Origin of the sequence: Facklamia sp. P12945, from assembly GCF_050409485.1 — a bacterium.
Classification (GTDB): Bacteria; Bacillota; Bacilli; order Lactobacillales; family Aerococcaceae; genus Facklamia.
On the sequence record NZ_JBNUPJ010000014.1, the window covers coordinates 34,498 to 58,712 of the forward strand.

17 protein-coding genes and 1 pseudogene are annotated in these 24,215 nt (G+C 36.1%); 3 read left to right on the forward strand and 15 right to left on the reverse strand.

Annotated features, from left to right (window positions below):
* The first annotated feature begins 117 nt into the window (after positions 1-117).
* The 3 genes and pseudogenes from ACQV2X_RS05885 to ACQV2X_RS05895 form a co-directional block, all read left to right on the forward strand.
* The gene (locus ACQV2X_RS05885; protein ID WP_428873570.1) at positions 118-441 is read left to right on the forward strand and encodes a hypothetical protein; all 324 of its coding nucleotides are present in this window, start codon (positions 118-120) and stop codon (positions 439-441) included.
* Between the two features lie 15 nt (positions 442-456).
* Entirely contained in the window at positions 457-2,268 is a 1,812-nt protein-coding gene (gene uvrC / locus ACQV2X_RS05890; RefSeq protein WP_428873569.1) for an excinuclease ABC subunit UvrC, read from the forward strand.
* Between the two features lie 550 nt (positions 2,269-2,818).
* Positions 2,819-2,947 (forward strand): annotated as a pseudogene (locus tag ACQV2X_RS05895) (IS3 family transposase); the annotation flags it as partial.
* Positions 2,948-3,076: 129 nt separating this feature from the next.
* Here the strand turns inward: ACQV2X_RS05895 and ACQV2X_RS05900 are convergent.
* The 15 genes from ACQV2X_RS05900 to ACQV2X_RS05970 form a co-directional block, all read right to left on the reverse strand.
* A complete protein-coding gene (locus ACQV2X_RS05900) occupies positions 3,077-3,964 on the reverse strand; it encodes a YitT family protein (RefSeq protein WP_428873568.1) in 888 nt (295 codons plus the stop codon).
* Between the two features lie 110 nt (positions 3,965-4,074).
* Positions 4,075-5,505 (reverse strand): Asp-tRNA(Asn)/Glu-tRNA(Gln) amidotransferase subunit GatB, encoded by a 1,431-nt coding sequence (gene gatB, locus ACQV2X_RS05905; RefSeq protein ID WP_428873567.1) that lies wholly within the window; start codon positions 5,503-5,505, stop codon positions 4,075-4,077.
* A 10-nt stretch (positions 5,506-5,515) separates the two neighbouring features.
* Positions 5,516-6,982 carry an Asp-tRNA(Asn)/Glu-tRNA(Gln) amidotransferase subunit GatA gene (gatA, locus tag ACQV2X_RS05910; protein ID WP_428873566.1) on the reverse strand — a complete coding sequence of 489 codons (1,467 nt, stop codon included), beginning with the start codon at positions 6,980-6,982 and terminating at the stop codon, positions 5,516-5,518.
* Between the two features lies 1 nt (position 6,983).
* Positions 6,984-7,283, reverse strand: a complete 300-nt coding sequence (gene gatC / locus ACQV2X_RS05915) for an Asp-tRNA(Asn)/Glu-tRNA(Gln) amidotransferase subunit GatC (protein WP_428873565.1) — start codon at positions 7,281-7,283, stop codon at positions 6,984-6,986.
* 16 nt (positions 7,284-7,299) lie between these two features.
* Entirely contained in the window at positions 7,300-8,601 is a 1,302-nt protein-coding gene (locus tag ACQV2X_RS05920) for a CamS family sex pheromone protein (RefSeq protein ID WP_428873564.1), read from the reverse strand.
* Entirely contained in the window at positions 8,591-10,615 is a 2,025-nt protein-coding gene (gene ligA, locus ACQV2X_RS05925) for an NAD-dependent DNA ligase LigA (RefSeq protein ID WP_428873563.1), read from the reverse strand. Before ligA ends, ACQV2X_RS05920 begins: the two co-directional genes overlap by 11 nt.
* Positions 10,616-10,625: 10 nt before the next feature.
* Positions 10,626-13,007 (reverse strand): UvrD-helicase domain-containing protein, encoded by a 2,382-nt coding sequence (locus ACQV2X_RS05930; protein WP_428873562.1) that lies wholly within the window; start codon positions 13,005-13,007, stop codon positions 10,626-10,628.
* 140 nt (positions 13,008-13,147) lie between these two features.
* On the reverse strand, positions 13,148-14,284 hold the full coding sequence (locus ACQV2X_RS05935; protein WP_428873561.1) for an ATP-grasp domain-containing protein: 1,137 nt from the start codon (positions 14,282-14,284) through the stop codon (positions 13,148-13,150).
* A 27-nt stretch (positions 14,285-14,311) separates the two neighbouring features.
* Complete coding sequence (locus tag ACQV2X_RS05940) at positions 14,312-14,962, reverse strand: glycoside hydrolase family 73 protein (RefSeq protein ID WP_428873560.1); 651 nt, start codon at positions 14,960-14,962, stop codon at positions 14,312-14,314.
* Positions 14,963-15,030: 68 nt separating this feature from the next.
* Complete coding sequence (locus ACQV2X_RS05945) at positions 15,031-15,552, reverse strand: hypothetical protein (protein WP_428873559.1); 522 nt, start codon at positions 15,550-15,552, stop codon at positions 15,031-15,033.
* A 129-nt stretch (positions 15,553-15,681) separates the two neighbouring features.
* A complete protein-coding gene (locus ACQV2X_RS05950; protein ID WP_428873558.1) occupies positions 15,682-17,727 on the reverse strand; it encodes a serine hydrolase in 2,046 nt (681 codons plus the stop codon).
* Between the two features lie 93 nt (positions 17,728-17,820).
* Positions 17,821-20,733, reverse strand: coding sequence for an FtsX-like permease family protein (locus ACQV2X_RS05955; protein ID WP_428894333.1), 2,913 nt, complete (start codon positions 20,731-20,733; stop codon positions 17,821-17,823).
* 12 nt (positions 20,734-20,745) lie between these two features.
* Complete coding sequence (locus tag ACQV2X_RS05960) at positions 20,746-21,447, reverse strand: ABC transporter ATP-binding protein (RefSeq protein ID WP_428873556.1); 702 nt, start codon at positions 21,445-21,447, stop codon at positions 20,746-20,748.
* 18 nt (positions 21,448-21,465) lie between these two features.
* The gene (locus ACQV2X_RS05965; protein ID WP_428873555.1) at positions 21,466-22,659 is read right to left on the reverse strand and encodes a class I SAM-dependent rRNA methyltransferase; all 1,194 of its coding nucleotides are present in this window, start codon (positions 22,657-22,659) and stop codon (positions 21,466-21,468) included.
* A 72-nt stretch (positions 22,660-22,731) separates the two neighbouring features.
* Positions 22,732-23,904 carry a hypothetical protein gene (locus tag ACQV2X_RS05970; protein WP_428873554.1) on the reverse strand — a complete coding sequence of 391 codons (1,173 nt, stop codon included), beginning with the start codon at positions 23,902-23,904 and terminating at the stop codon, positions 22,732-22,734.
* Between the last annotated feature and the right edge of the window lie 311 nt (positions 23,905-24,215).

The window sequence follows — 24,215 nt, forward strand, 5'->3', positions numbered from 1 at the left end:
TTTTTTATTTATTATTTTTATTATAACACAGCGTGAATATGCTGAAAACGATTTAAAAATAAACTTTTTTGACTGCTTTTGCTATACTATATCTAAGTGAATTTAAGGAGCATCCAAATGACTAAGAAATTTCAATATAAAGGGATCGTCATTTATCAAAAATTAATTAAAGCCAGTGATCCGACATTGGTCTTATTTAAATTGAAACTAATCAAGCATCCATTAAATCCTATTGACTTAATAAACCAAGAATTTACTGCTTTGATTGCCCGTAAAGCTTTAACTTTTATGTATGAGGTTATGGTGGGAGATCAGATTCTTATATACGGACACTTTAACAATAAAAAGCAATTTATTACTGAAAAATATCTTATTGAAAAAAGAGTCCCCCGCTCATATGAAAAAGTAATCCAACAACTCCCTAATCAAAAAAAACTCTAGAAAGGAGACCCATCCTTGCCTAAAGAAAGCCCTGAAGAAATACGACATAATATTGAACAAAGACTCCCTTTATTACCTGAATTGCCCGGATGCTACTTAATGAAAGATGCTAATGATAAAATTATTTATGTGGGTAAAGCTAAAAACTTAAAAAACCGCGTGCGATCTTATTTCAGAGGAGCCCATGATAGTAAAACAGCAAAACTGGTTTCTGAGATTCATCATTTTGAAACAATTGTTACCAATTCTAACAAAGAAGCTTTGATCCTTGAAATTAATTTGATTCAACAATACAAGCCGCAATACAATATAAAACTTAAAGATGGCAGTATGTATCCTTATTTAAAAATAACTAATGAAAAGGACCCTCAATTAATTATTACCAATCGAGTTCTTAAGGATGGCGGACATTATTTTGGACCTTTTCCAAACGTACAAGCCGCTACAGCCACTCAACAATTATTACATAAAATTTATCCTCTAAGACGTTGTGGTAAAAATGAAAAGCGCGCTTGCTTTTACTACCATTTGGGACAGTGTATTGGTTGTTGTGATCATCCCGTTTCAAAAGAAACCTACCAAAAGCAAATTAATCGGATTAAACGTTTCTTTAATGGTGAAGTCGGTCCAATTAAAAACGACTTGAAGCGCAAGATGTCTGAAGCAGCTGATAAGCTAGAATTTGAACAAGCTGCTGATTTACGCGATCAGATTGAATATATTGAGACAACCGTTGAAAGACAAGCTATTATGAGTCAAGATTATGATAATATGGATGTCTTTAATTTCTATTATGATAGGGGATGGATATCTATACAAACCTTTATGTTAAGACAGGGTTCTATTCTTAAACGTAAAGCTGCTCTTTTTCCTAGTTATGGTGAAAAAGAACCAGATCATGAACTAACAACTTATATTGCTCGCTTCTATAAAGAGCAATATAATGTTATTCCAAAAGCTATCTTAGTCCCTGCTTCTGTTGATCAAGAGGTTTTAGAAGAAGTCTTTGAAATTCCTGTTCAAACACCTCTTAGAGGAAAGAAAAAGGCAATGCTCGATTTGTGTGAAAAAAATGCTAAATTAGCTTTAGATGAGAAATTCCGCTTAATTGAAGCTAGCACACGTAAAACGCTGGGCGCCATCGAAGAGTTAGCAGAGGCCCTTCAAATTGAACAGGCTAATCATATTGAAGCATTTGACCACTCACATATCCAAGGTGTTCATACGGTCTCGGGGATGGTTGTTTATCAAGAGGGTAAACCAGATCGCAAAAATTACCGTAAATTTAAGATTAAGAGTGGAGATGGAGCCAATGAATTTGCTCATTCTCAAGAAGTAATCAGGCGTCGTTACACTCGCTTGCTCAAAGAAAAAAAACCATTACCTGATTTAATTTTGATGGATGGAGGGATTATACAAGTAAGAGCCGCTAGAGATGTCTTGGAAAATGAGTTAGGATTAGCTATCCCCGTAGTCGGTATGGTTAAAAATGATAAACACAAGACGGCCTCCTTACTGGAAGGTTACACTGAAAAGATAGTCGACCTTGATCCGCGTTCCCAAGCCTTCCACTTTATTCAAAGAGTGCAAGAAGAAGTTCATCGGTATGCAATATCTTATCACCGAAAAGTACGTGCTAAGAGTCAGGTGGCTTCTATTTTAGATACTATACCAGGAGTTGGCCCGGCTACACGCTCTAAACTTTTAAAACACTTTAAATCATTACAAAAAATTAAAGAATCTGATGTAGACACTCTGCGTAGATTGGGCATTTCCCGTCCGACCTCAAAACGAATTCTCGAATTTCTTAATGATTCTAATAACTGATAAGAAAAACCTTGCATAATTGGCACTGACCCCGAATAGTGAGACAAACATAAAAACACCTCCGTTGAATTCGTGTGAAATGAATTTAATGGAGGTGTTTGATTAGGGTTAATCACCTAGCTTATTCTGCAGAAACAAAATGGAAATGTATTGAATTGAAAAATGAAAGCCGGACTAATAAACAAATAATGGATGAATTAAACATTAAGAACACATCTCAAGTAAAAACTTGCTGGCGTTGGGATCGTTAAGGTCAAACCTAGCGCTTCAATCAAGCTGGAGGTAAAGAATAGACTTATGGCAAAGGATTAGAAGAACTTAGCGAGATAGATCCACTCAAAATCAAATTAAAACGTCATCAAGCAGCGATGGATGTCCTAAAAAAACACAAAGTGTTGAAGAGGAGTGGGTACCAAAAGTAGTCGTCGAAACGGTTGAAAGTTTAAAAGCACATGTTTCGGTGAGTTTAATCCTCTCCTGCTAAGGGATCGCTCGATCTACTTATTATCGTTAGAAAGTTCGTGTAAATGCTAACCTAGAAAATGAAGGGAAAATTAAAATTGGACAATTATGTAAGAAACAGCCTTTCACCTATGGTTACCGTAAAATCACCCATTTAATCAACTTAGAAACAGAAAAAACTGTTAATCATAAGCGAGTTCAACAAAAATTAGGCTAGGTGTCACCGGTTCAATACCGACAACAAACAGCCTAACAAAGGTGTTCTTTATTCTGTCCCATTTATGGGGTGCAGTGCCAAATCATGCAAGGTTTTTATAATTATTCTTAAGAAATAGAAAGCATTATATTAGCCATTTGTATTTAAAATACTTTCGTCAGTCTCTAAAGTCATTTCTTCAGGTTCACGTAAGAAGGTAAAGCCTTCACCATCCACTTGTTGAACATCGTTAACCGCAATAAATGCTTTAGGGTCAATATTATGAACAATCTTTTTAACCGCCATTAGCTGACGATTGGAAACCACCACATATAATATTTGTCGTTGAGCCTTTGAGTAGAAGCCATAACCAGAGAAGATAGTAACCCCGCGCTTAACTTTATCCATAATTTCATTACCAATTTCTTCATGTTTTTCTGAAATAACAAACAGTGCATTTTTAGGATTGTAACCTGTAACCCAGAAGTTTAAGATTCGGCTATACAGGAGAATCCCAACAATGGAAATAGCGCCTTTTTCTAGACCAATCGCAAAAAATAATAAGGAAATAATCACTCCATCAAATATTAGTAAAGCATTTGAAACGCTAATTCCAACATACTTATTCAAAATTAAAGCAAGAATATCTGTACCTCCGGTTGATCCACCGCCACGAATGACAATTCCCAATCCTGTTCCCATAATTACCCCTGATACTAAAGGAGCAACTAATTGGTTATCTGGAATGAAAGGGGTAGGCTGAACGACTTTTAAAAAAAACGAAAGTGCAGCAATTGATAAGAGCGTATAAACAATCGTCATTTTACTCAATAATTTCCAACCAATAATCAGAATAATCACGTTTAAAACGAAGGCGGTCTTAGGAATATCAAAGTTTAGAGTATAGTGAAGAAAGAGGGTAAAACCAGTAACTCCGCCATCTCCCAACTCGTTCGGTAAAGATACTAAGTTGATAGCTAATGCGACTAAGAATGTTCCGACGATTGTCATTAATAATGACGATATGATATTTTTCATTTTTACACTTCCTATCTTCTTTTATAAATGGCTTTTCTTATAATTGTTTGAATCCAGTAAAAACGACACAAATGTCGGTTTTCACTTGTCTCGTTTTTGATTCCTTATAGCTACATTGTTTGCAATTTTTCAAGGATTAACTCATTAACGACTTGGGGGTTTGCTTGACCTTTAGTTTTTTTCATAACTTGTCCTACAAAAAATCCAACAGCTCGATCTTTTCCATTCTTATAGTCTTCAACGGATTGTGGATTATTTTCAATAATATCTTCAATCAAAGGTTTCAATTGGGCTGGATCTGAAAGTTGAGCCATTCCTTGAGCTTCAACAATTTCTTTAGCGTTGCCCCCTTCTTGAGCTAATATTTTGAAGAGTTTTTTGGCAATTTTGGAAGAAATTGTTCCTTTATCAATTAGTTGGATCATTTCTGCTAAATTCTTAGGAGTTAAAGCTGTTTGAGAAAGCTCAAGCTGTTGTGCATTTAGATAAGCAGATACTTCTCCCATTAACCAGTTGGAAGCTTGCTTTGCATCTGCTCCTTCTTGAATAGTTTCTTCAAAGAAATCTGACATTTCCTTTTGAAGGGTTAAGACCATGGCATCGTATTCCGGAAGCTGATAATTCTCAACATACTTTTTACGACGCACTTCTGGCATTTCTGGCATCGTTTGCTGGACTTGATCAATCCATTCTTGTGAAATAGTTACCGGTGGTAGATCTGGTTCAGGGAAGTAGCGGTAATCTGCCGCCCCCTCTTTAGTACGCATTAGAATCGTTTGTCCTGTTTTCTCGTCATAACGACGTGTTTCTTGATAAATGATACCACCAGATCTTAAAATATTTTCCTGACGTTTTTCTTCAAACTCTAAACCTTTGCGAACATAATTAAAGGAATTTAAGTTCTTGATTTCAGTTTTTGTCCCGAAAGCTTCTTGGCCAAAAGGTCGAATTGAAATATTACCATCGCAGCGTAAAGAGCCCTCTTCCATTTTCACATCCGAAACGCCTGTATACATTATTCTCTCCCGTAAGGCTTCTAGAAAGGCGTGGGCCTCTTTAGGGGAACGAATATCTGCTTCGGTAACAATTTCAATTAATGGCGTACCTTGGCGATTTAAATCAACATATGAATAGCCGTCCACTCCGTGTGTGTTTTTTCCTGCATCTTCTTCCAAATGAACACGTTCAATACGTATCCGACGTTTTTTTCCTTCTACTTCAATATCCAGGTATCCATTAGACCCGACCGGTTGATCAAATTGAGAAATTTGGTAGGCAGATGGATTATCCGGGTAAAAATAATTTTTACGATCAAACTTCATCTGCTTAGCTACCTGGCAATTTAAAGCTAGAGAAGCTTTCATTCCGTATTCTATCGCTTGGCGATTCATAGTCGGTAACGCTCCCGGATAGCCCCAATCTTTCTCATTGGTATTGGCGTTGGGATCCACACCGAAGCCAACAGGTGAGGAAGAAAAGATTTTAGATTGGGTTTTTAATTCCACATGGACTTCAAGTCCGATTACTGTTTCAAAATTCATCTAGATCCTCCTATAGTTTAGGTGCTTGCTTAACAAAGTCGTGACCTTGCTCAAAATCATAAGCCATTTGGTAAAGTAAGGCTTCGCTATCCACTGGGCCTGTGAGTGCCATTCCAATAGGCAAGCCCTTGCTATCAAAGCCGGCAGGTACAGATAGACTGGGTATTCCAGCCAAATTAACCGGGATTGTCAACAAATCTGCCACATACATTTTGAGCGGATCTGAAATGCGTTCACCAATTTTGTAAGCTGTCGAATTAGTGACCGGTCCCATAATAAGATCGAATTGATCAAATACTTCTTTAAAGTCTTGAATAATTAATGAGCGCACTTGCGCTGCCTTCTTGAAGAATTTATCATAGGCGCCTGAGCTTAAAGAATAAGTCCCTACCATTAATCGTCGCTTGACTTCAGGACCAAAGCCTTCAGAGCGAGATTTTAAGTAGATTTCTTCTAAATTTTCAGCTGCTTTTGAACGATAACCGTAGCGAATACCGTCATAACGCTGTAAATTAGATGAAGCTTCCGCAGAAGCTAGTATGTAATAAACATTAATCCCGTACTCAGAGTGAGGAAGAGAAACTTCTTCAACGATTGCTCCTTTACTTGTAAAATAATCAGCTGCTTTTTCCATTGCTTGACGAACATCCGCATCAATGACCTCTGATTGATATTCTTTAGGAAAAGCAATTCGCTTGCCTTCAATGGATTGACCAATCAAACTGCTAAAATCTAATTTTTCGTCGGCTAAACTGGTCGCATCATTTGGATCATGCCCCGCAATCACTTGTAAAAGTAAAGCGTTATCTTCAACTGTTAAAGTCATCGGTCCGACTTGATCAAGACTAGAAGCAAAAGCGATCACTCCATGACGAGAAACACGACCATAAGTTGGCTTCATTCCAACAATACCTGTATAAGAGGCAGGTTGACGAATCGAACCACCGGTATCGGTTCCTAAAGCTGCTGGCACCTGTCTAGCACTTACGGCTGCTGACGACCCCCCCGAAGAGCCTCCTGGTACTCTTTCAAGATCCCAAGGATTTTTACTTGTTTTAAAATAGGAATTTTCAGTAGATCCTCCCATAGCGAACTCATCTAGGTTAACCTTACCCACTATAATGGCTCCTGCCTTTTTTAATTGTTTTATAACAAAGGCATCATAAGTTGGCACAAAATCTTCAAGCATTTTACTGGCTGCAGTTGTTTTAAAATCAGCTGTTAAAATATTATCTTTGATTGCTATAGGAATGCCTTTTAATAATTTTGAATCATTATTCGAATAGCCTTCTTCATCTGCAGCTTTAGCCACTTCAAAAGCCGGCTCTTTAAAATCTTCATAATTTAAAAAGGATTGAACAGCACTCTCCAAAGTCTCAATTTGCCGGTAGGTATGTTCAAGCAATTCGACAGCTGTAAATGTTCCTGATTCTAGCCCTTTTTTCATCTCAGTAATGGTTGTTGGGAATTTTTTCATCTTAATCTCCTTTTTCATCTTCGATAATCACTGGTACTTGAATATAGCCTTCATTTACTGTTGGGGCATTATCCAATAAGGCTCGATAAGACGGATTAGGGACTGCGATATCTTCACGATAAACATTCTTCAACTGGTTACCATGATAAGTCGGCTCGACACCTTCCGTGTTCACCTCTTGTAAATGCTCAACCATTTCAACAATCTCTTGGATATTTGGAGCAAATTGGTCCAGTTCTTCCTCACTAAAACTTAATTTGGCTAATTTTGCAACATGCTTAATTTCCTCGCGTGTAATCATTCTTTTCCCCCTCTTCTTATTGTCTAAATATATGTGATTGATACTCCGTTTCTCCTGCATTTCTACCTATATAAGCTTCTGTATCCGCATTAGAAACAATTTTAATCTCAATTGCTATGTTCTCAGGTAATGTTTTCTGCGCAGTGTCCAGCACATGCTGACTTAAAGCAGTAATTTCTGTTGTTTGATAAAACTGTGTGACTATTTCAATATCTAATGTTTTCAACTGATCGTCTGCATATAATACTTGACCGGAAATACCATTCAGATTGGGGAAAAACTCACGAATACCTTTAGAAAAACTATCAAAATAAGCGTATTTTTCTGCTTCGACACCTGAATCAGTCATAGGTAGAGCAACTCGGTATTCATTAAGCTCTTTCCAATCAGAAACCGCATTTCCCTCACGTGAAATACCATCCAAGACAAAACTACCCCCTACAATTTCATCAGAAGGTGCCTGTCGGTATATACCCACTAGAATAGGAATAGATCTCAATTCTTCGGTTGCTCTTAAACGACCCACAATTATATTAGCATAAGCTCTTCCGCGCTCACGCATTTCTCCCATAGAGATTTCTTCTTCGTAAACAACCCCCTCTGGGTCGGTGTACTCATAACGTGAATTCATGGATAAGCCAAGAACAATACCTGCTAGCTTGTACCCTGTTTCAGTTTCAACCATAATATTTTTTTCTAAAATTTGCGATAAGTAAATAGGCGTAGATTGAACCTGAGTGACAACCTGATCTGGCCTACCGGCGTTCTCATCAATGATATTACCCTCTACATCAACCATAACCTCTTGACCATCTTCTAAAACCGAAGTTACTGTCGCTTCTTCAATAGTAGGGGATTGATTCTCAACAGTAGTATCAGTGTCAGAAGATGTTGTTTCACGATTAGCACCACCACTATCGACAGGGATAGCAGGGTTTAAGCCTGCTGGATTATTGTCTGCTTCTCTGCCTACCCAAGAAGTCAGTGTATCACCATCAATCAATTGGCCTTCTTGTAAAAAGTATTGATCGGTAGGAAACACCTCTCGTGACAAACGTAACAGACCATCTTCGAAAGCAAAGGCATTGCCCGTTGAAGATAATGTGTAGTCTGCACTAGCTGAGGGGCCGAGTTGATACTTACCATCTGTTATTACAGCTCGATAATTTTCATTAGCTAATTGGTTAGAAGTTGACCTGGCCATCACCTTCTCAGGTGTCAGTTCTGCTTCTTCTTTTTTTACCTCTAAATTATTTAAGCAACCTGACAATAAAGTAAGACAGGTTAGCAATGTGATACATTTCAATTTATTTTGCATCGTTAATTCCACTTTCTACTAATTTTTCTATAAATGTAGATTCATCTATGATTGTAACACCTAAATCCCGAGCTTTTATTAATTTACTGCCGGCTTCTGCCCCCGCAATCAATATATCTGTTTTCTTTGAGACTGAGCCGGTTACATTTGCTCCTAAATTTTGTAAAATTTGCTTTGCTTCATTACGAGTATAAGCATTCATACTACCAGTTAGAACAATAGTCTTTCCTTTAAATTCATTGGTCTGTTGAGTGCCAATCACGGTTGTTTGAAAATCGGTTTTGACACCTATTTTTTTTAAACGATCAATCAATTTTAATGAAGACTCTTGTTGGAAATAATGAACCAGTGATTGAGAGATGATTTCACCTATGCCCTCAATTTGACCGACTTGTTCTGCCTCGGCAATCATCACTGTTTCTATTGTACCAAATTCTTCGGCAATTAGGCGAGCAGCTTTTGCACCGACATGACGAATTCCCAAAGCAAATAGTAATCGATCTAATCCCCTATCCTTAGACTCATTAATCGCTTGGATCAAGTTGTTAGCTGACTTTTCTTTAATCTTATCAAGTTTTAAAAGGTCTTCTTGCTTGAGATAATAAAGATCAGCCGGATTTTCAATCAAATGATGGTCCAATAATTGCTCAACAATTTTTTCACCCAGACCATCAATATTCATGGCTAATCGGGAAACAAAATGAGTAATCTGAGCCAACCTTTGGGCGGGACAGTTAGGATTAACACATCTTAAAGCCACTTCATCTTTAATTTTCACTAGCTCTTCATGACATTGTGGACATTCGGTAGGAATAGCTACCGGTCGATCATCTCGCTTTCTTTTAGTTAGATCAACCTCTAATATTTCGGGAATAATATCTCCTGCCTTATGGATAACGACTTGATCACCTATATGTAAATCAAGTTTTTCAATAAGATCTACATTATGAAGACTTGCTCTTTGAACAGTGGTTCCTGCCAATTGAACAGCCTCCATAATAGCGGTAGGGGTAACTACTCCAGTTCTACCCACTGTCCAATCTACATTAAGTAAAGTTGTTTGAGCAACTTCTGCTGGAAACTTGTAGGCAATTGCCCAACGGGGCGCTTTAATAGTATGCCCCAATTTTTCTTGATATTCAAAAGCATTGACTTTAATAACCACTCCATCAATCTCATAGGGTAATTGGTGCCTTTTTTGGCCAACCGTTTGGATAAACTCCCATACTTCATTAAAATTATGACATTCTTTTCTAAAAGAGTTCGTTCTTAAGCCAACAGCTTCCATCTCTTCTAGGAGTTCTCCTTGAGAAGTTGCCTCTATATCCGATTGACTAGAGCAATTATACATAAATATGTTTAGTTGCCTCTTTGCTGCCTTTGCGGGATCTTTCTGTCGCAATGCACCAGCTGCCGCATTGCGAGGATTAGCCAAGGGACTTTCCCCTGCCTCATCTCTTTGTTCATTTAATTTTAAAAAGACCTCTTTAGGCATATAAGCTTCTCCTCGAAATTCACCTGAAATGGGCTTTCTCAGTCGTAATGGTAAGGAATGGATTGTTCGTAGGTTTTGAGTAATATCTTCTCCCGTTTGACCATTACCTCGTGTAGCTCCTCGAACAAACAAACCATCTTCATAAGTTAAGGCAATGGCAAGACCATCGATTTTACACTCACAGATAAAAGAATGCTGAGACCCAACCACTTCTTCTACCTTTTTAATAAAAGCGTGTATGTCTGCTTCATTAAAAGCATTACTTAAAGAGTACATGGTTTGAGCATGTTTAACCTTTTGAAAACCTTCTAACAGCTGGTCACCCACTCTCTGACTAGGTGAGTCCAAAGTGACCCACTCCGGATACTTAGCTTCAATCATGAGCAATTCTTGATACAGCTCATCATACTCTGCATCCGTAATTAATGACTGATCCAATACATAGTAAGAGTAAGCATAATTATTTAATTTTTCTTTTAAAGCATCTAAACGTTGTCTTTCTTTCTGCTGATTAGACATCAGGAGCCTCCTAATCTGATAACTTAGTAATTGGAGCAAATGCTGCCATTAACTGTTTAATTCCTTGCTCTGGAAAAGCTACTTTTAAAATTTGGTCGCTAGCTGACTTGTCAACTTTTACAATTGTCCCTTGACCCCAAGCTTTGTGGTCCACTTTGTCTCCCACTTGCCAGTTAATCATTTCTAGACCTTTGACATTTGAAGTTGCTTGGAAAGCTCGCTTCTTCTTAACGGGAGCCGAAGGGGGACTTAACTTAACTCTATTGGCTTGGTTTTTTCCTCGATTATTTGCAGTAAATCTTTTGACTCTTCCTGGAAGTCCAATATGCTCAAGTAAATCTTGTTCAATCTCATCTATAAATCGACTAACTAAATTTTGCTGATAACGTCCGTATAGTAGACGATTGGATGCTGCTGTTAAATATAATATTTCCTCAGCGCGTGTCATTCCTACATAGGCTAATCTTCTTTCTTCCTCTAAATCTTCTTCATTATCAAAAGAACGATAGGATGGGAAAATCCCTTCTTCCATTCCAACAATAAAGACAACCGGAAATTCTAAGCCCTTGGCTGCATGTAGAGTCATCAAAGTGATACCCATTTGTTCATCCTCTTCTTGGTTATCACTAACCAAAGACAATTCTGTAAGGAATTGAGTCAATAAAGCTGTTGATTGATTAGTATCGTCCTCACTTTCCACTGCTGACTCAAATAGATCCAAAGCAACATTTGAACCTGATATTTCTAAAATTGCTTGCGATTCGATAGTGCTTTGATCTTGATTTTGAAAATCAGGATCTTTTTCTAACAGTAAACTATGATCCTCTTGGTCAAAAAGTTTAGTTACTGAAGCAAATTCTTCTAAGTTTTCTAAGCGAGCTCGACTTTCAAGAGTGCCTTCTTCAATTAAAGCCTGAGTATAGTTTGAAAGCTGCCACACTTGCTCTACTAGTTCACTCATAGAGAGATATTTTGCTTGTTCTTGAAGATTTTTAACCATTTGAGCAAACGTTTGTAATTTCTTTTGTACTGCTTTAGATAGTTGAGACTGATCTAAATAATCGATCGCCATGAACCAGGGTAACTGAATCTGAGCAGCAAAATTTGATAACCGCTCGATAGTGGTATTTCCAATTCCACGTTTAGGAACATTCACAATTCGATTAAAGCTAAGGTTGTCAGCGGGGTTATTAATTAACCTTAAATAAGCCAAGGTGTCTTGGATTTCTTTACGAGCATAAAACTTCAAGCCCCCAATAATTTTATAAGGTAAATTGGCTTTTAACAGCTGGTCCTCTAAAGAGCGTGACTGAGCTTGAGTTCGATAAAGAATAGCAAAATCATCATTTTTTAAATTAAAACGATCTTTAAGCTCAATAATTTCTTGAATAACAAAAAGCGCCTCCTCTGAGTCGTTGTCTGAATGATAAAACTTAATCTTGCTTCCTTTGTCCTTATTAGACCATAATTTCTTAACTTTACGATTTCGATTATTTTTAATCACACTATTAGCTGCAGCTAAAATATTTTGACTGGAACGGTAGTTTTGTTCTAATAGAATCGTTTTAGCTTGAGGAAAGTCAGATTCAAAGTTTAAAATGTTTTCCATATTTGCGCCGCGCCAGCCATAAATAGATTGATCAGCATCTCCTACTACACAAATGTTATTAAGAATTCCTGTTAATAATCGAATGAGTTGATACTGAGTATTATTGGTATCTTGGTACTCATCAACATGAATATATTGAAACTTATGCTGATAAAAGTGACGGACATCATCATATTCTTCTAATAATTTAACAGTATTAAGAATCAAATCATTAAAATCCATGGCGTTGGCTTGTTTTAATTTTGTCTGATAAAGTTGATAGACTTTTGCATAAATTTCTTCAACAAAATTACCGGCAGTTTGTAAATAATGTGCTGGGCTTTTACCTTCATTTTTTGCTTGTTCAATTTGCCATAGAAGATTCTTATCTTTAAATTGTTTGCTATCTAAATTTAATTCTTTTAACACTTGACGCATCAAAGTTAGTTGTTCAGATGGGTCTACGATTGAGAAATTTCGTTGATAACCGATTTTTTCGCCCTCTCTTCTAAGTATCCTCACACACATTGCATGAAATGTTGAGACCCATATAGAGTCTGCATCTGGGCCAACTAAGTTTTTAATCCGCTCTTTCATTTCATTTGCGGCTTTATTTGTAAAAGTAATAGCCAATATATTCCAAGGATTTACTCTTTCTTCTTCAACAAGATAAGCGATTCGGTGAGTAAGAACCCGTGTTTTTCCTGAACCTGCCCCAGCGGCTATTAACAGCGGTCCCTGGGTAGTCAATACAGCCTCCTTTTGCTTATTATTTAATCGACCTATACTTTCTAATAAATTCATATTATCACTCCATTTCACCAACGCTTCCAATATTTGATATTATATCAAAAATAAGAACAATCTCCTATGTCCTTTATAGCCTTCTCTCAACTCCTCATAAAATAAAAAGAAGCCAAGGCTATCCCTTCAGCTTCTTAATTCTATTGAATTTTATATAATCCGGTCATTTCAATTTGCCGATCACACGATATTAAACTATCTCCCGTTATGATTACCTGTCCTTCCAAATGATTGTGTAATTGTCCAGGAAAATTTACTAAAGCAAAACCCCAATCTGTGCGAGACATATATTGTGTCATGACATTTTCTATATTTAAATATTCTAAAGGAATCGCTATAGCTGCTGCTGATTTTACTTTTAAAGTAGGCAAAGGCAAGCCTGACAGTGCTCGCATACACGCTTCGAATTGCGATATGGACATCGAGCCGATTGTAAAAGTTGCCGCTTGCGATAAGCCAATCGAAGCTTGATTGATGTAAATAACACCAGAAGATGTAATAAAGAACTCTAATGTCAAAGCCCCAATCAATGTAAGTGACTCAGCAATTAATCGGCCTAATCGGTTGATTTCATTAGAAACCTCATCAACAATACGCGCAGGATACCTTACTTGTGTACCAATAATTAACCCTTTATCTACTAATTCAAAGGGAGGATAAATCAATAATTCTCCTCGCTCATTTCTGACAACAGTCAAAGAAACTCTCTTCTCAACTGGAATCCAAGCCTCAAGTATACATGTTGCTTGCTCAACTTTCTTCTCTGCTAAAGGTAAATCATCCTCATTGAATAGAAGAATGTGGTCCTTGGCTTGATTCAAATGTCGTTGTCCTGACTTAAGAACACAAGGATAACCTATATATTCTATCGCTTCTTTAATATCTTCAATGGAAGTCACCATTGAAAAAGGAGCTACTAAACTTTTAGTAGAGTCTAAATAAACTTTTTCAATTAAACGGTCTGTTGTAATTGCAACTAAATCTTCTGATAAAGCCAAGTCAGTATATTCTTCCAATAATTTATAATGTCGGTTTGATAAAATACCTGGTTCAATATATATCATATCCACTAAGCTTGCAAATTCGATTAAACTCTCGTCTTGATAGTTAGCATCGACTATTTGCCAATAAGAAAATTGTTTGACCGGGTTTTCATCATGACTCACCATGCTTGCTACACGATACCCCAATCTTCCGGCCTCTTGGGCCAGTAAAGCGGTTGTAAGTGAGTCTCCAATAATACCAATCATACTTCCTGGTTGATGTCTTCGAACCATTTTATCCCTCCCATCATATTATTCTTTTTATGGTTGATCATATTGATCCAATTGCCACTCTTCAATCATATTTATTAATTTTTCTCCGTAATTTGGATCGGTTGCATAACCCGAATCTTGTAATGCCTGAGCTTGTGATTGGAAATCCTTGGCTTGTAATACAGCTTGATATTGATTAGGATCCCAAGAAGTTCCATTAATCATTAAAAGAGCGTGCTCACGCATTGATGCTTGTCTAGAAGGATACACCTTAAAATAATCCTTAATCTCAACCCACTCGCCATCAAAAAACTCCATTGTTGGATAGAGTGCAGAATTAGGATCGTCAGCACTTGTTTTTACACCATATAGATTATTATGCTGGCTAGCTAATTGACTTCTACCAAAGTCCGATTCTAAAACAGCTTGAGCTAAAGACACAGAAGCATAGACACCAAACTCTCTTTGTAAAGCTTGGGCAGTTGGGACCAAATCTGCAATAAATTGTTCTTTGAGCAAGTGATCTGATTGATAAAGCTCATTTTGATAAAAATTAGGAGCCGGTTGTGACATCCAACGAAATAACAACACAAAAAGTAAACTAATAAAGATAATCATAAAGAAGCTTAAACATCCTAATCGTTTAAAGAAAGCTTCCTGCCATTTTTTGAATTGTTTAAGTTTCTTATTATTTTTCAAAGTTTTTTTTCTGGGTCTATGAGCTTTTTTGCGTTTTCTTTGCACCAAATAGCTTCACCACTCTATTTTTATTCTTCGACAGTGTCTCTTACTTTATCACTTTGGTCATCAAACCATTGTAAGAGTTTTACCTCATCAGTTTCTAATTGTTGTCTCAAAACTCCAGGTAGACGAATTTCTATTATATCGTTGTATCCCCAAAATTGATAATCTGCAATTAATTGCAAGATCATTGTGTTCTGTTGGTTTTCTGAGCTTTCACTCTGATGCCATTCTAAGCGTACCATACCATGGTTAACCCAAGTCTTGGCGATTTGATATTTAAGATAGAGGTATTCTCCAACAGGATTAGCTGAAACCTCTGGAATTATTTCAGCATTTCGCACAACTTTTTGAACAAGCATCCATTCATAGTCAGTAAATAAAGTCGATATTATTTGGATATTTTCAAATTTTAAACCTTGTTCTCCTTTTTTCCATCGGTCCCAAGATTGAGGACTAATGCCTAACTTTTCCGCATAAAAAGCTTTTTCAGTTTGAAATTTCTCTTTAATAGCATGAATAACGATTTGTATCAGTGTAGGACTCATTGAAATTCCTCCCTTTTTCTCTATTATACACCTAAAAAGTGATGTGAAAAGTGGAAAAGCTCTTAAAAATAGAAAGACTTCTTAAATTGAAGTCTTTCTATCTCAAAACTAATCATTTGAATAAACCTTTTAATAATAATACCAAGCACCATTTTCATCTTGATACCAGGTGCCTCTACGGTATTCATCGCCAAACCAGTAATAATTTTCTGTTTGCTTGCCATTATATAAATTATCTGTCGGCTCTACACCTGTTTCAACCGATGTAACAGGTGGGGTTACTACTGCTTGAGTAGTCTGAACTGGTTCTTGCGTCACCTCAAGAGTAGTTTCATTTTCTAAGATCTCAGCACCTTCTTGGTTCGCTAAATATTGTATGAGTATATCATTAATTGTTTGGCTTATCTTACCATTCATTTCATAAGGTTCAGTGAATTTTTTTGTAAGAACTACATAAATATAGTCTTCTCCTGCTGCTTGAGCAATCCCGGCAATATGTTGAAGTTGTGGGTTTTCTTCGGTAGTTAATAATTCGTAACGTTGAGTCACATTAGCATTGTAATTGGGAAATTTATCTGTGAATGGTGAGAGATTGACTGATTCTTTCAGCAAGTCGTCATATTCTCCATCAATCAATTCGTTTTTAGCTAATTTGACAAGTAAATTAGCTAAGTCCGTTACATCAGTGACTGCACCCGTTATGTAACTATCTTCTTCAATAGCTAATGGAGCGTTCATACGAGTAGCAAAATATCCAGACTCTTTTAACCAGTAGTTAAAGCGGTTGACACCCTCAGCAAGCTGAACGAGATGATTCATGGCAGAGGCATCTCCTGATTGAATAGTTAAATCAATCAACTCTTGGACTGTATAGGAATCTCTAGCTTGACTTGCCACTTGTCCTGTATCCCCAGAAGCAATTAATTGTGTTTTAACAGGGATTTCTTGGTCAAGAGTAATTGTTTCTTCTGCTAGCAATTCATAGGTACGTTGTAAAATAAACCAAGCGATTAGACGATCAGCCTCCATTGTTTGGTTTTCATAAACAAAGGGTGCTTTATCTCCTAGCTGTTGAATTTGTAAAGCTACTGTTTCCTGATTAGAAAAGTAATTGGTAACTATTTGATTAAACTGATCAATTCTTTCTGCTTGATCTTGCTTATTTGGTACTTCATAAGCGATGCGTTCTGAAAAATTCTCTGCACTTATTAAAAGCTCTTGTTGACTTGTATCTTCACCAATCACTGATAAAGCGGGATCATTAAAGGATAATCTAAGTTTCTTGCCTTCTTTAAAAAGAGAAAACTCATCCTTCAATTCTGCTTCAGTCTCATTATATTTCACTTTAAAGTTAAATGTTTCTTGATCTACATCAGAAAGAGAGTTGGCAAAATCGAGATTAACTGTAATCATCGGATAAGCATCCACATCTACCTTTGATTTTTCTATTTCAAAAACAGTATCTTCTACAGTGGTTGTTTGATTTTCTTCTTCTGATTTTACTTCAGAAGAATTATCTGAAGTAACATTCATTGTTTTTTCAGTATCCTTTGGAAGTTGAGAAGTCTCAGTTTCTTGGACAGGTTGTTCACTATTTTGATTTATTATTGGGTCCAAATAACTCTTAACCATGCCTACTAATTGAGGTCCGTAAACAAACATTAAAAAAAAGGCTGCCAATAAAATTAACCATTTGACAATAGTCCAAAGCGTTTTACCAAAACTAGTCTTTTTAGTTCTAGGGACAATATAATCTTCAGCATTATCTGTGGATTCGTCAGAAAATAATGAGCCAGTGTACGGATAAGATAAAATTTCGTCTGCCCTTTTCTTAAAAGCTTCTTCTGAATCCTCTTCCGATTCATTGCCTTTTGAATTTGATTGAAGTGAACGTTCATAAGCTAATTTAGCTTCTTTTTCTGCTTCTGCTAATTCTTTTTCAAGAGATCGCCTAACAGGAACGTGCTGTCTATTGTCTTTGATAGCTTGAGAATGTTTTTCATTATCAGCTACTTCATTTAGACCACGGATATCTTTTTCAACTGATATTTCATCATTAGGTTTTCTCTTTTTCAATAAACTCTGTTCTTTTTTATCTGCTTGATTAAATCTATAACCGCAGTACGCACATTGGGTCTTACTACGGACATTCCGTCCACAATTTGGACACTTCATTTGATTGCCTCCTCTTAGATAGTCGCTCTATAATTGGTTCTTAACTTAAACCATTGTAGCATATTCTTAAAGGGCTTAACAATACGGGACTGATTAATCAAGTCCCTTGAGAGCTTCTACCATATTAATACGTTTTATTTTTTGGTGCATGATCAGCATAACAGAACTTGAGAAAATAAATGTAAGAATAAAGGATATTAAAAAGGATGCTAGGGTTGCCCTAGGATAAAAGAGCATTGAATTCATTTGCATCTGTTTCATAATAATATGTGTAAGCACGCGTCCAGCTATCAAGCCAAAAAAAGAACCTAATACTGTGATTATAAAGATTTCCTCATAGACATACAAACTCACTTCTCTTGCATAAAAACCTAAAACTTTGATAGTGGCCAGTTCACGATTTCTCTCTTCTATATTAATATTGGTCAAGTTATACAAGACCACAAAAGCTAAGGCTGCCGCTGAAATGATTAAAACAATTGTAATGACGTATAAACTATCCATCGTCTTGCTAACTACTTCTTCTATATTAGTTATATTAACGATAGCTTGAACATCCTCATTATCTTGTAACTGGTCTTCTATACGAGTCACTTTGGCATTAGCTTCATATTTCAGTAAAAAAGCATTAATTTGAGCGGGCTTTTCAAACACCTGATTGTAGTCACTTTCTCCCATATAGAGATAATGATTGACATAGTTTTCTGCTGCTCCCTTTAAAGGAATCGTATAATTTTCATCGTCCATTTTAAAGATAGCTTTAGAGTTGGGTTTTAAGTTGAATAACTCAGCTAATCGTTCTGTATAAAGAGGTCCTGCTTCATCTAAATCAACTGGTTCAGCCACTTTATCATCTCCACCTTGTCTTACAAATACAAAGTCTTTAAATGACTGAACATCACCTAGCGGAACTATTAAATTGACATTTTCTTTTTCAACATCATTTTCTAATTCTAAGGATTCTGAACGGATTGGATAATACGCTTCAATGCCTTCGTAATCTGCTAATTCATCTTGCAGTTTTTGAGTTTGATATTGGCCTAAATCTTCATTCAAGACCAGGGTAGCATCATAGCGTTGTAATTGCTCAAATTGATTAGAAAGCAAACCTGAAATAGTATCACTAATTCCAAAACCAGTGAGAATTAACATTGAACAGCCTGCTACACCAATGAAAGTCATGAGGTTTCTTCCTTTATATCTGAAAAGGTTTCTCAAAGTCATTTTACGATTAAAAGATAAGCGTTTCCAAAACTCAGTCCAATTTTCAAGTAAAATTTGTTTACCTTGTTTAGGGGGTTCAGGTCTTAAAAGTTGTGCAGGAGCTTGCTTTAACAATACATAAGGTGTATATATTGCTGGTATCAGTGTACAAGCTAAAGCAATAGCACCGACAATCATATTCCAATATAAAGAGCGAGGAGTCAATGGGTTAGCCAAATAAAACATGGAATTATATGCTTGTAGAATAATTGGTGGAAAGATACGATAGCCCAAAGATATTCCTAAGACTATTCCAATCACTCCTGCTAATCCAGCATACACCACAAATTTTAAGATTACTTGCCAGCGATGGTATCCCATTTGTTGCATGGTTCCCATATAGTTTCTTTGTTCACTTGACATGCGCTTAACAGTTGTGAAAACAACTAAAACGGCAATAGCAAAAAAGAAAACTGGAAACAAATTAGAAATAACATTCAATTTTTCCGCATTTTCTTTCAGCGATTTATAAGCTGCATCGTCTTGACGTGTCAACACATGATAAGTCGGTTCTTTTAAATCTGCTTCTAATTCTTTAAGTTCCTCAAGTGCTAATTGTCCTTCTCTTAATTCTAGATTATTCTCAGCAATACTATCTGCTACAGCTTTTTTTGAGCAACTCAGTTGATTTTCTCCGAAAAACAACTCATTACTAGCCATTAAGCTTTGTTCTTGACCTTCCAACAACTCTGCTTGTTCTTCAGGCTTTCCTAAAGCTTGAGGATTATTAGAGTCTATATTGCCTTCTAGAGACTGCTGCAATAAGTTTTCTTCAATTTGACTAAATTCTATCTTAGCTTCTTGAAGGTCTTGTTCAGAATCTATCAGTGTCTTTTCGACTTCGGAGATTTTTTTATTTGCCGCCTCAAAGTCATTATTAGCTTCTTCTAAATCTGAACTAACCTCATCATATTTAGCTTGAATATCCTTTTTACTGGCTTCCAAACGCTGTTTTGGACGATTAGCTAACAAATCTTCTAATTTAATTTTTAGTTGATCGAGCCTTGATTGATAAGCTGGTTCATAAGCTCTCTTTCTATTATTACGTATCCAATAGAAAACTTCACTATAGTAACTGGCTTGTATTTGATCTTCTTGAATTAACCCAAAAACAGAATGGTCGAGGCCTCGATTAATGCGTTCATAATAAAGTGGTGTTTGAACAAATCCAACAACTTCAAACTCATTTGTTATCAATTCACTATCTTTTATTGAAAAGATTGAATCTGAATTATCACTATCTATAGCGTCTTCACTTGCTCGTTGGTTCAGAGTGATTTTTACCTTATCTCCAACTTTGACAGACTCGTTTGGATCAGTATTAATTAAATCAAGATACTTACTATCCAATGTGATTTCAGAAGCTTTCTGTGGAAACCTCCCTTCAACCAATTGATAATATTTTTTATCTTGTTCATTGATACCAAAAACTTTGATAGGTTGAGTACTTGGCTCAACCATACCAATAACTGATTTAATGGGACGTAACCGAAGTTCTGCTCCATCTTTTAAATTTTTAATTTCTTTAATGTCATTATCATTAATACCTTGAGTAGATAATATACGACCGTCGGGCAAATCATAAGTTTCATAATAGTCACGCGCGGTTTCTACCATAGCTGGTCCTGTTGCTTTGATTCCAATAAAAAAAGCAACTCCTAGACTAATAATAGCTAATATCGATAAGAATCGTGGGAAACTTTTTAATATCTCACGAAAGATATCCTTTATGAGCGATTTCATGTTACCTCCTTTCTACCAATGTAAATCTAACACATTAGTAGGATGCGGATTTTTAACGATTTCTTCTACTTGTCCATTACGAATTTTAATCACACGGTCTGCCATTTTCGAAATCACCGTATTATGAGTGATTACCACAACAGTTGTACGTGTTTCTCGACATGTATCTTGTAATAATCTCAAAATTTGTTTGCCGGTTTCATAATCTAAAGCACCTGTAGGCTCATCACAAAGAAGAATTTTGGGTCTACCTGCTAAGGCCCGCGCAATAGAAACTCTCTGTTGCTCTCCACCAGATAGCTGAGCAGGAAAACTATCTAATCGATGTCCTAACCCTGCTTCTTTAAGTACGGTTTCTGCTTGCATATTACTTTTAGCAATGTGGATCATTAATTCCACATTTTCTTTAGCTGTTAGGTTAGGAACTAAATTATAATTTTGAAAGACAAAACCAACGTTATTTCGCCTAAAACGCGTTAACTGCTTAGCCTTGTATTTAGCAATGTCTTCTCCATCTATAACTACCTGTCCGGAGGTCGCTTGATCCATTCCACCTAAGATATTTAGTGTAGTTGATTTACCAGCTCCGGAAGGACCTAAAATAACCACAAACTCTCCCTCATCAATTGTAAAACTGACTCCATCATTTGCTCGTGTAACGACTTCGCCAGTTTTATATTCTTTAACAACTTCTTTTAATGCAATATAAGACATTCTTACTCCCTGCCTTTCTTATTCAGAACAATAATATACCAGAACTGTAAGATACTGACTCGTAGGATCAACGGAAGAAGGGTAGTCTTCGGGAAGTCTAAAACTTTGAATCAATTGAACCTTCTTGCCACTTAAACGCCCAGCTTCATTCATATCCTCAATAAATTTATCTTTTGAGTAAGCTGAATGGTTTGTGGATAAGACACACAAACCTCCTGCTTTCGTTATTTTAAACAAATCTTTAGCCATTTTTATATAATCAGTTAAGGCTGAAAAAACATAACGTTTGGTTCGGGCAAAACTAGGAGGATCACATACCACCATATCAAAATCTTTTGAAGAGCGTTTGACATAGTCAATATAATCAAACACATCCATAATTCTAATCTCGTTAGATAAATTGTCAGCGTCCAATTGATTAATTAAGAAATTTTCTTTAGTTAACTCTAATGAACGGTTAGCTACATCTACACTGATAGTATTACTGGCACCACCTAGGCTAGCTGCAACTGAAAATGCACCCGTGTATGAAAAAAGATTTAACACAGACAAGCCTTTTGCTTGCTCTTGAATATACTGTCGTACCTCTCTTTGATCAAAAAAAAGGCCTGTCATCCAATCCTGACCTAAATAAATAGCATACTTTCGATTCTGTTCTTTAATAATTAGAGGCTGTTGGGCTTCTTTTCCGGTAACATGTCCCATTGCTTTTTCACTATCACCTATTGGAAAACGCTTGGTTTCGTATATACCTGCAACTTCAAGTGGAGATTCTAAAAGAATTTCAAGCCACCAATCACGATACTCATAAGCACCTTTAGAATACCAGTTAATTTGAATGAAATGGTCATACCAGTCGATTGATATTCCTCCTAATCCATCTCCTTCACCATTGAATAAACGAAAACCCGTTGTTGTAGGGTCGTCCAATAGAGATTGTCTACGTTCAACAGCTTCTTGAAAGTAAATTGAAAAGAGTTCTTTGGACCACAAATCTTCCAAATTTAAGCTAAAAACCCAAGCAAAGCCTTTGTTTTGCCGACCAACGAAAGCTTGCCCTTTAAAGTTATGACTGCGATCAGTAATAAAGATAATCATCCCCTCAGGTGCATCTTTAATATCATCAGGATCTTCAAAGTCTTCTAACCTTATTAATTTTTCTCCTGCTTGAATTCTTTGACTCGCAAAATCTTTTAAATAAAAACACTTCATTCTATTACCTCTTTCATTCTTAAGATCATTTATAGTAGAAGTCTCTAGAAAACAAGCCCATTTCTTAAAGCATTACTTTTTCTCTTTTGATAGTAATTCTTCCATTAAATAGTCAGCAGCTGCCGGACTGATTGTTTTAAGACTTGTTCTTTGGGGAATAACTACTTTTTTAGGTTTAAAAGAATATTCTAATCGAACTCTTTTAGTAGTAAGTTCAGCTGTATCTTTGCTAAAAAAGTTAAAAGCTACATTTTCTACAATACCCTCCAAGGTAACATCTAAAATTTGTTTATCTGGATCAAAGTCCATGGTGAAACTCGTTAATTTATCAGTTAAACCTTGGCTCATCAAATTTAGTGTTTTATTGAACTGTGGTGTTCGGTGTTCCGTTTCCTTAACTTGTAAATGGTTAGAAAATTCGGATTCAATTTTTGTTCCGAATAAAAAATCATTCGCTTGCTCATTAATTTTAATTTGATGGTTGAATTGATTTTCCCAATCTTGATACTCGCTCATGATAGATGAAGTAGAAGGTTGAATTAAATGATCTAAACGATAAGAGATGGATAAGAAGGGGTGCTTATCAAAGAAAAGACTTGGAATATCGATTCTTTCAATATTTAAATGATATTGATCCTTCTTGAAACTTAATTGTCCCTTATCTACTCTCATTAACTTATCCTGATTAGGAATGAGCAGCAAAGAAGTCGCAGGCTTTTCATTAAGATTAACCGTCCCGATTGTTTCATTTGAAAATTCTGTATAAAGATTAGTGTACTTAGCCATTTGTTTATCAAACTGGTAATTAAAAAAAGCTTGTTTAAAATAAGCTAGGCTATCTAAAAAAGCAAATTCTTTTACATAGAACAAACGGTGTCTTCCATATGATATAAAGCCAAAATCTGCTGTCTCGGGATAATCATCTTCCATTTGAAACTTTAAATCGCCCTTCAGGTCTCCTTTTGTAACATCTACTTGGTAGGTCGCTTGCCCCATCGCTTGATTTTTATCCAGGTTGGTCCACTTCATCTTGACCTCAAATTCTTCAACCTCTTTCAAATCAATTAATGATTCTGAAAGTTTCTTAAGTAATTCTTGATCCACTTTGTTTTCTATTGATGTTTTAGTTTCTGTTAATGACTCTGTGGTTATTTGATTCGCTTTAGCAGAAATAGGAGTATATAATAAAGCTAATAATATAGTGAAAATAAAAAGCTTATTGACTAGTTTAAATCCTCTATCCATAAATCCTTCTCCTTTTTAAAAAGTCTTACTATTATTATAAATGAAGTTCAGCTTTAATACACCAACAATCTACTCTATAAAATTAGCTTCAAAAAACCTCTAAATTTGAAGTGACCCCCAAAAGTTCGAGTTAAAAACTAACTTTTGGGGGTACTTTTATGTCTAAAAATAGGCTTCTGAATTGAAAATGAAAGTGATTGAAGGGTGTTTAGAAGGTTAATTAGGTTACTAGGCTTTAACAAAAAATAGGGGATTCCTTCACCTTCTTTAGTCAAGAATCGGGTTTACACTTATAAAAGATAGGGGGCAAA